Origin of the sequence: Lentzea jiangxiensis, from assembly GCF_900104175.1 — a bacterium.
Taxonomy (GTDB): Bacteria; Actinomycetota; Actinomycetes; order Mycobacteriales; family Pseudonocardiaceae; genus Lentzea; species Lentzea jiangxiensis.
This window is the reverse complement of the sequence record NZ_FNIX01000038.1, coordinates 22,069-28,929: the sequence shown is the minus strand read 5'-3', so window position 1 is coordinate 28,929 and position 6,861 is coordinate 22,069. Positions and strand designations below refer to the sequence as shown.

4 protein-coding genes and 1 pseudogene are annotated in these 6,861 nt (G+C 70.5%); 1 reads left to right on the top strand and 4 read right to left on the bottom strand.

Annotation, left to right across the window (positions count from 1 at the left end):
* From BLQ91_RS38945 to BLQ91_RS38935, 3 genes and pseudogenes are all read right to left on the bottom strand, one after another.
* Positions 1-611: pseudogene (locus tag BLQ91_RS38945) on the bottom strand (hypothetical protein); the annotation flags it as partial.
* Between the two features lie 651 nt (positions 612-1,262).
* The gene (locus tag BLQ91_RS38940) at positions 1,263-3,356 is read right to left on the bottom strand and encodes a transglycosylase domain-containing protein (RefSeq protein WP_245734305.1); all 2,094 of its coding nucleotides are present in this window, start codon (positions 3,354-3,356) and stop codon (positions 1,263-1,265) included.
* Positions 3,357-3,588: 232 nt separating this feature from the next.
* Positions 3,589-4,629 carry a carbohydrate kinase family protein gene (locus BLQ91_RS38935; protein WP_090105517.1) on the bottom strand — a complete coding sequence of 347 codons (1,041 nt, stop codon included), beginning with the start codon at positions 4,627-4,629 and terminating at the stop codon, positions 3,589-3,591.
* 51 nt (positions 4,630-4,680) lie between these two features.
* Between BLQ91_RS38935 and BLQ91_RS38930 the strand changes: the two genes are divergently transcribed.
* The gene (locus tag BLQ91_RS38930) at positions 4,681-5,871 is read left to right on the top strand and encodes an MFS transporter (RefSeq protein ID WP_090105515.1); all 1,191 of its coding nucleotides are present in this window, start codon (positions 4,681-4,683) and stop codon (positions 5,869-5,871) included.
* Between the two features lie 3 nt (positions 5,872-5,874).
* Here the strand turns inward: BLQ91_RS38930 and shbA are convergent, their stop codons facing one another.
* Positions 5,875-6,570 (bottom strand): RNA polymerase sigma factor ShbA, encoded by a 696-nt coding sequence (gene shbA / locus BLQ91_RS43235; RefSeq protein WP_245734303.1) that lies wholly within the window; start codon positions 6,568-6,570, stop codon positions 5,875-5,877.
* Between the last annotated feature and the right edge of the window lie 291 nt (positions 6,571-6,861).

The following is a 6,861-nucleotide window of genomic DNA, read 5'->3' as shown; positions in this document are numbered from 1 at the left end:
CCGAACCCGGACGTGAACGACCCCTGCGCCGGCCTGACGCACTGGGGCCGCTTCGCCTCTGCCTCGGCCGCCGCGCGCGCGGTCTCGGCCGCGGCTCGCGCAGCGGACTCGGCCGCGACGCGCGCGGACTCGGCCGCGACGCGCTCGGCCTCGGCCTTGGCGGCCTCCTGGCGCTTGACGTAGACGCCCTCGGCGGACTTGAGCGCCTCACGAACGTGGAACTGCGCCTGGATCTGCTCGGCCTGCAGCAGCTTGCGCGTCTCGGCGGCGGTGTCGACCGAGTGGATCGTCTGGACGTCCAGCACCTGCGGAGCCTGCTTCTGCCCGGTCATGGCCGCGGCCAGGTCCCTGGTCGCCGCGACGGGCACGATGCCGTCCGCGGGACCGACGGTGGCCATCGCCTGGGTGAACCCGGCGCCGGCCAGAGCGCCCGCGGCCACAACGGCCGCCACTGCCTTCTTGCGGTCGAGGTCCACCTTGGCGAGAACGTCCACCAACGGGGCCTTCGCACGCCGCAGGACCTTGGAGCGGATCGGGGAAGTCCGCTCCTCGGCCTCCGGCCGCGTCAGGGCCTCTGATTCCAGAGGGCCCTTCGCATGATGCCGTGCCAAAACTTGCCTCCATGCACTCGGGGGAGTTCGTTGACCGCGCTTCGCCTGGCGTCGGGGGGCCTGGCTGCGGGCTTCGGGGGCCCGGTGGTGGACTGGACCGCTTCGGGGGTGATCCGTGTCCTTGCGGTTATCGAACCGTGACATGCGGCGCAGAACGTAACCTCGTGTCACCGCAGGAAGCAAGCGTCTTGGGGGTTCACGTGATTAGCCCCACTGGTGATTACTTTGCGTAGTCGATCGATTTGACGTTGGTCAACGTGCAGTAGACCAATGCCCATCTCTTCCGTTTGTACTGGTCAGTCGCTTTATCGAGAAAGTCGTTCGGGATGGTTTGGGGTGCGGCTGGAGTGGGTCCGGGGGCCTGGCCTCGGTTGGACAGATTTCGGCGCCGGGGCGGCCGGCTTGGGGTGTCCGGGTGCCGGTGGGGAGTCGGTTGTGCGCGAGTTCGTGTCGCGCGTGCTCGCTTCATCGCCGCCTCGCGACGATTGCGATCAGAGCCACCACGCACCGCTTTCGCCCTGTCACGACCGCCCGTCTCACACTGCTCCGCCCCGCCCACACCTCCCCTGTCTCCCGCCGGTCCTCCCCATGCGCAACGCAAAGGGCCGCCGGACGCACCTGGCGTCCGACGGCCCCGAGCCGGGCTGGCGGTTACTTGTAGCGGCCTGCGGCCGGAGGCAGCGGGGCCGCCGGCAGGCCGTCGTGGATCGCCTTCATGGCGTTGAACCACGTGGGTGCCGCCACCTGGCCACCGAAGACGCCCGCGTTGCTGCCGCCGCAGAGGCGGATCGGGTTCGCGCAGATCACCTCGGGGCGGTTGCCGTCGGCGTAGGTCATGACGGCACCCGCGTACTGCGGGGTCGCGGCCATGAAGGCGACCGACTTGTGCTCTTCGGTGGTGCCCGTCTTGCCGATGACCGGGCGGTTCCAGCCGGTGCTGCGGGCCGCCTCGGCCGCCGTGCCGCCGGACGCGGTGTCCTGGGACATGCCCTGGGCCAGGGAGTTGGCCAGTTCGGTGTTCACGGCCTGCTCGCAGGGCAGTTCCTTGAGCGGCATCGGCTTGCCGTAGCGGTCGAGGACCTGCTCCACCGGGCTCGGCGGGCACCAGGTGCCGCCGGAGACGATGGTGGCGGCGACGTTCGCCAGTTCCAGGACGCTCGTGGCGCCCGGGCCGAGGGTGTAGGAGCCCGCGTTGTTCTGCTTCGTCCAGTCGCCCTGGGACGGGCCGTTCGACTTGTCCTCCTTCAGGGGCTCGCCCGCGCGGTTCGCGCCCTGGAGGGTTTCGCGCATGCCGAGGCGGTAGGCCATGTCGACGACGTTGCTCAGGCCCGCCTTCTCCTGCAGCATCACGAAGCCGGTGTTCGGTGACTGCGCGAGGGCCTGGGTCAGCGTCATCTTCTCGCCGTAGTTGCCCGCGTTCTCGACCTTCCACGGCGCGCCGCCGTTGGGGTAGACCTTCGAGTAGTAGACCTTCGGCACGTCCATCTGCTTGTCGATGCCGATGATGTTGCGCTCCATGGCCGCGGCGGCGGTGAAGACCTTGTTCACCGAGCCGGGGCCGAAGGGCAGGACCTCGGCGGGCACGGGGCGGGCGACCTGGCCCAGCTCGGCCTTGTTGCCGTAGTCGCGGGAGGCGACGAGGGCGCGCACGCGGTGCTTGTCGGTGCCCGGCTGCACGACGGACATGACGTTCGCGATGCCGTTCTGGGTCTTCGGAACCTGCTGCTCGGCCGACTGCTTCGCGGCCTTGGTGGCCTTCGGGTCCATCGTCGTCTTGATGGTGAGGCCGCCGCGCTGCAGCTCCTTGTTCGTGACGCCGGCTTCACGCAGGTAGTCGAGCAGGTAGGAGCAGAAGAAGCCGTAGATCGGGCCGTCACCGGCGCCGACGCAGCCCTTGGGCAGGATCTGCAGGTCCTCGACGATGCCCAGCGGCGCGGCCTTGAACTCTTCGGCCTTCTTCTTCGCCTCGGTCTCGTCGGCGCCGAACGCGCCGTTCTCGCGCATCTTGTCGATGACGATGTTGCGGCGCTCCAGCGCCTTGTCCGGGGACGCGCCGGGGTTCAGCGACGACGGGCGGTTCGCGATCGCGGCCAGCAGCGCGGCCTGCGGGACGGTCAGCTTGTCGGCCGTCGTGTTGAAGTACGCCTTGGCCGCCGCGCCCACGCCGTAGGTCTGGTTGCCCAGCGGCACGATGTTCAGGTAGCCGGTGAGGATCTCTTCCTTGCTCATCTGCTGCTCGAGCTGCAACGCGACGCGCGCCTCGCGCATCTTGCGGCCGATGGTGGCCTCGGTGGCCTTCTCCCAGGCTTCCTGCTCGTTGTCGGCGCCGAGCACGAACGCCATGTAGTTCTTCACGTACTGCTGCGTCAGCGTCGACGCGCCCTGCGTCGCGCCACCGTCCACACCGGCCTTGGCGGCGGCACGGGCGATGCCCTGCCAGTCGACGCCCTGGTGGTCGAAGAAGCGCTTGTCCTCGATCGCGAGGATCGCGCCCTTCATGGTGTCCGCGATGTCCTTGGACTCCAGCGGAATGCGGTACTGGTCGTACAGGTAGGCGATCGGGTCGCCGTTCATGTCCTGGATGGTGGTGACGAGCGGCAGCTCACCCTTCGCGAGATCCCCCGACGTCTGGTCGACGGTGTCGGCCGCGCGGTTGGACGCGAGACCGAGACCTCCGACGAGCGGGAACACCATCGCGGCGAGGAGCACACCCGCCGTCAGGCACAACCCCAGCAACTTGACCAAGCCTGACGCGCGTGCGGCGAACAACCCGCAACTCCTTCCGAACAAAACCCCAGAGATCTCTGTGTACTAAGTCGCGCGAGAGCCCCGGGAGGTTGCGTCCGCTGATCGACTGTTTCACTGGATTACTTGATCTGATTGTCGCAGGGTTCCCCACCGCCCGGGATTTGACACCGAAAGGCGCTGGGGTGACCGACGCCACCGGGAACACGGCGCGGGCGGCCGACGAGTGGCTCTACCGCAGCAGCCGCAGGCCGATCGTCGGGCTGGCCCTGCGCACCTCGACCCCGGCGTGGTCGGGCAGGAGGTCGTCGAGGAACCCGTAGCGCGACAGCTCCTCGTCGGGTCGCCGGCTCACCGTCCGCCACCAGACCGCGATGTCCCCCCAGCCGGGTGCCGACAGCGAACCGCCGAAGTGTTGCACGGACAGCGCGGCGCACAGGTTCGCGAACCGCACCCGGTGTTCGAGCGGCCACCCGGCCAGGGTGCCCATCACGAACCCGGCGCCGAACACGTCGCCCGCGCCTGTCGCGTCGAGCTGCGCGACGTTGAGGCCCGGCACGTCGACGCATTCACCGGTCGCGCCGTCGACGGCGACCGCCCCGGCACCACCGCGTGTGACGACCACCACGGGTACGTGCTCGGCCAGCGCGCGGGCGGCGGCCTCGGGCGTGTCGGTGCGGGTGTAGCCCTGCGCCTCGACGTGGTTCGGGAGGAAGACGTCGTAGCCGTCGAGCCGCCGCAGCAGTTCGGGCGACCACGCGCCGGTGCGGTCCCAGCCGATGTCGGCGAAGAGCTTCGCGCCGTTCTCCTTCGCCGTGCGGACCCATTGCTCGTCCTCGGCCTGGATGTGCACGAAGCACGCGCGCGCGGACGGCGGCGGGTTGAAGAGGTCGTCGGCCACGATGGGCGCCTTGTGCCCGTGCGTGACCATTGAACGGTCGCGCTCCATCGCCATGCTCACGGTCACCGGCGAGTGCCACCCGTAGAAACGGCGGCAGTAGGAGAGGTCGACGCCTTCCTGGTCGGCGAGCACGTCCCAGCAGAAGTCGCCGTACGCGTCCTCTCCGAACGCCGCGGCGAGCGCGGTCTTCAGCTCGAGCCGGCGCAGGGCGACCGCGAGGTTCGCGATGCCGCCCGGACACGACCCGAGCCCCTCGGACCACACCTCGGTGCCCGGCTCCGGCGGGCGGGGCAGGCCGGTGAAGATGATGTCGAGGAACACGGTGCCGGTCAGCAGCACGTCGTAGTCGGGGGCAGCCGCGGGATCAGCCATGGGTAGACCTTGCCACCCGCCACCGGCACCGATGCGTTAGAAACGGCGCACATGGGGGTTCCGCTCAGAAAAAACTTCCAGTTCCAGCTGCTCTGGTTCGGTGGCGCCGTCTCGCAGCTCGGCACGCAGCTCACGACGGTCGCCCTCCCGCTGCTGCTCTACGCGGTGACCGGGTCGATCTTCTGGGCCGGGGTGGTCGCCGGTGTGCGCACGGCGGCGCTGGTGCTCACCCAGATGCCCGCCGGGGTGTGGGTGGACCGCTGGGACCGCGGCGAGGTCCTCGTCCGGAGCCAGACCACGCAGGCCGTCGCCGTCGCCGCGATGGCGGTCAACGTCGTGACCGGTGCGAACTCGGTCCTGGTGTTCGTGGTGCTGGCCGCCGTGGACAGCGCCTGCACGGCCTTCACCGGTCCCGCGCGCACCGCGGCGGTCAAAGCGGTCGTGCCGCCCGAGCAGCTCAAGACCGCTTACGCGCAGGAAGAGGCGCGGGGTCACGTCGCGTGGCTGGCCGGGCCGCCGCTCGGCGCGCTGCTCTTCGGTCTCGGCCGCGCGGTGCCGTTCCTCGCCGACGCGCTGTCGTTCCTGGTCGCGGCCGTCTGCGCGTGGTTCGCGAAGATCCCGCCACGGACCGGCGAGCGGCCACGTCAGCGCATGCGCCACGACCTGCGCGACGCCTGGCGCTGGCTGTGGCGCCGACGCGGGCTGCGCAACCTCGTGGCGGTCTTCCTGGCGCTGAACCTGCTCGGGTCGGCCGGGCTGCTGCCGGTGATGGCGCTCGTCAAGGAACGCGGCGGCGCCAACTGGCTGGTCGGCCTCGTGCTCACCGGCATCGGCGTGGGCGGTGTGCTCGGCGCCGTGCTCGCGCCCAGGGTCGCCGTGGCACCGGGCCGGCTCCTCGTCGCCGTGCTCACCCTGTTCGGCACGTGCAACGTCGCGATGGTGCTGCCGTTCGGCGCGTGGTGGCCGTTCGTGCCGCTCATGCTCACCGCGATCGGCACGCCGCTGCTCAACGTGTCGGTGAACTCCGTCTTCACCGCCATGGTGCCGGACGAGCTCATGGGGCGGATGGACGCCGTCCTGACCTTCTTCACCCGCGCGGTCACCCCTGCGGCCCCGGTGCTCGGGGCGTTCGTCGCGGGGGTCGCGGGTGCCGGGGTGGCGCTGGCGCTGTTCGGCGCGTTGATCCTGGTCACCGCTGTGGTGGCGGCGTTCACCGACCTCCGGACCACCGTGCCGCGCTAGGCGTCAGCCCTCTTCGGCGATCATCTCCCGCATCCGGGCGAGCGCCCGGTGCTGCGCCACCCGCACGGCGCCCGGCGTCGACCCGACGGCCAGCGCGACCTCCTCGGCGGACAGCCCGACGGCCACCCGCAGCACGAGGATCTCGCGCTGGCGCGGCGGCAGCTTGTGCAGCAGGCGCGTGACCTGGGCCATCATCTCGCCGTTGACCGCGTGCTGCTCCGGGCCCGCGTCGAGGGACGGGCAGTCGGGCAGCTCCGGCACGACCTCGGCGCGGTTGCGGACGGCGCGGCGGCGGGCGTCGGCGACCTTGTGCGCGGCGATGCCGTACACGAAGGCGAGGAACGAGCCGGGCTCGTAGCGGTACTTCGACAGGGCGCCGAGCACCGCCACGCAGACCTCCTGCGCGATGTCCTCGGCCGAGACGAGCGTGCGCTCACGGCCGCCGACGCGGGCGCGGCAGTACCGCACGATCAGCGGCTGGATCCGGCCGAGCAGGTGCTCGACCGCCCGTCTGTCCCCGTGGAGTGCGGCGTCGACGAGATCGGCGAACTCGGCTTCGGCGAGCCACTGGGTGGAGACCGGCGCCGGGCGCACCCGACGGCGCGTGGGCACCGCGGGCGGGTTCCAGGCCCCCGAACCTTCCGAGGGCGCGAGGACCGCGACACCGCCACCGGTACGCACGGCTGTGGGCATGACCATCCCGGCGACCTCCTCCACTACAGCGACACTGGGGGCTTCACTGGAAAAGAGTCCGCAGCGTGGCGTTTGATACCGGCTGCTTCCAAGAGGACCACGAAGTCCAGTCGGGTGGGGTGAGCAGCACCCGACTGGGGTAGAACGTGGTCCTAACGGCCCAGTCTTTCGGCCATGCCGAAGTACCGCACCCCGAGGTGGCCCACGCGGAAGCCGGCCACCGAACAGGCGAGGCGGAACTCCCGCATCCGTCGTCGAAGCCGAGGTCGCGGCGCAGGGTCTCGGCGTGGTCGTTAC

What these genes read in the sequence shown, in the direction of transcription:
- BLQ91_RS38935 (WP_090105517.1), bottom strand. Translation starts at nt 4,629, where the DNA reads ATGGCTGATCCCGCGGCTGCCCCCGACTACGACGTGCTGCTGACCGGC.
- BLQ91_RS38930 (WP_090105515.1), top strand. Translation starts at nt 4,681, where the DNA reads ATGGGGGTTCCGCTCAGAAAAAACTTCCAGTTCCAGCTGCTCTGGTTC.
- shbA (WP_245734303.1), bottom strand. Translation starts at nt 6,570, where the DNA reads ATGGTCATGCCCACAGCCGTGCGTACCGGTGGCGGTGTCGCGGTCCTC.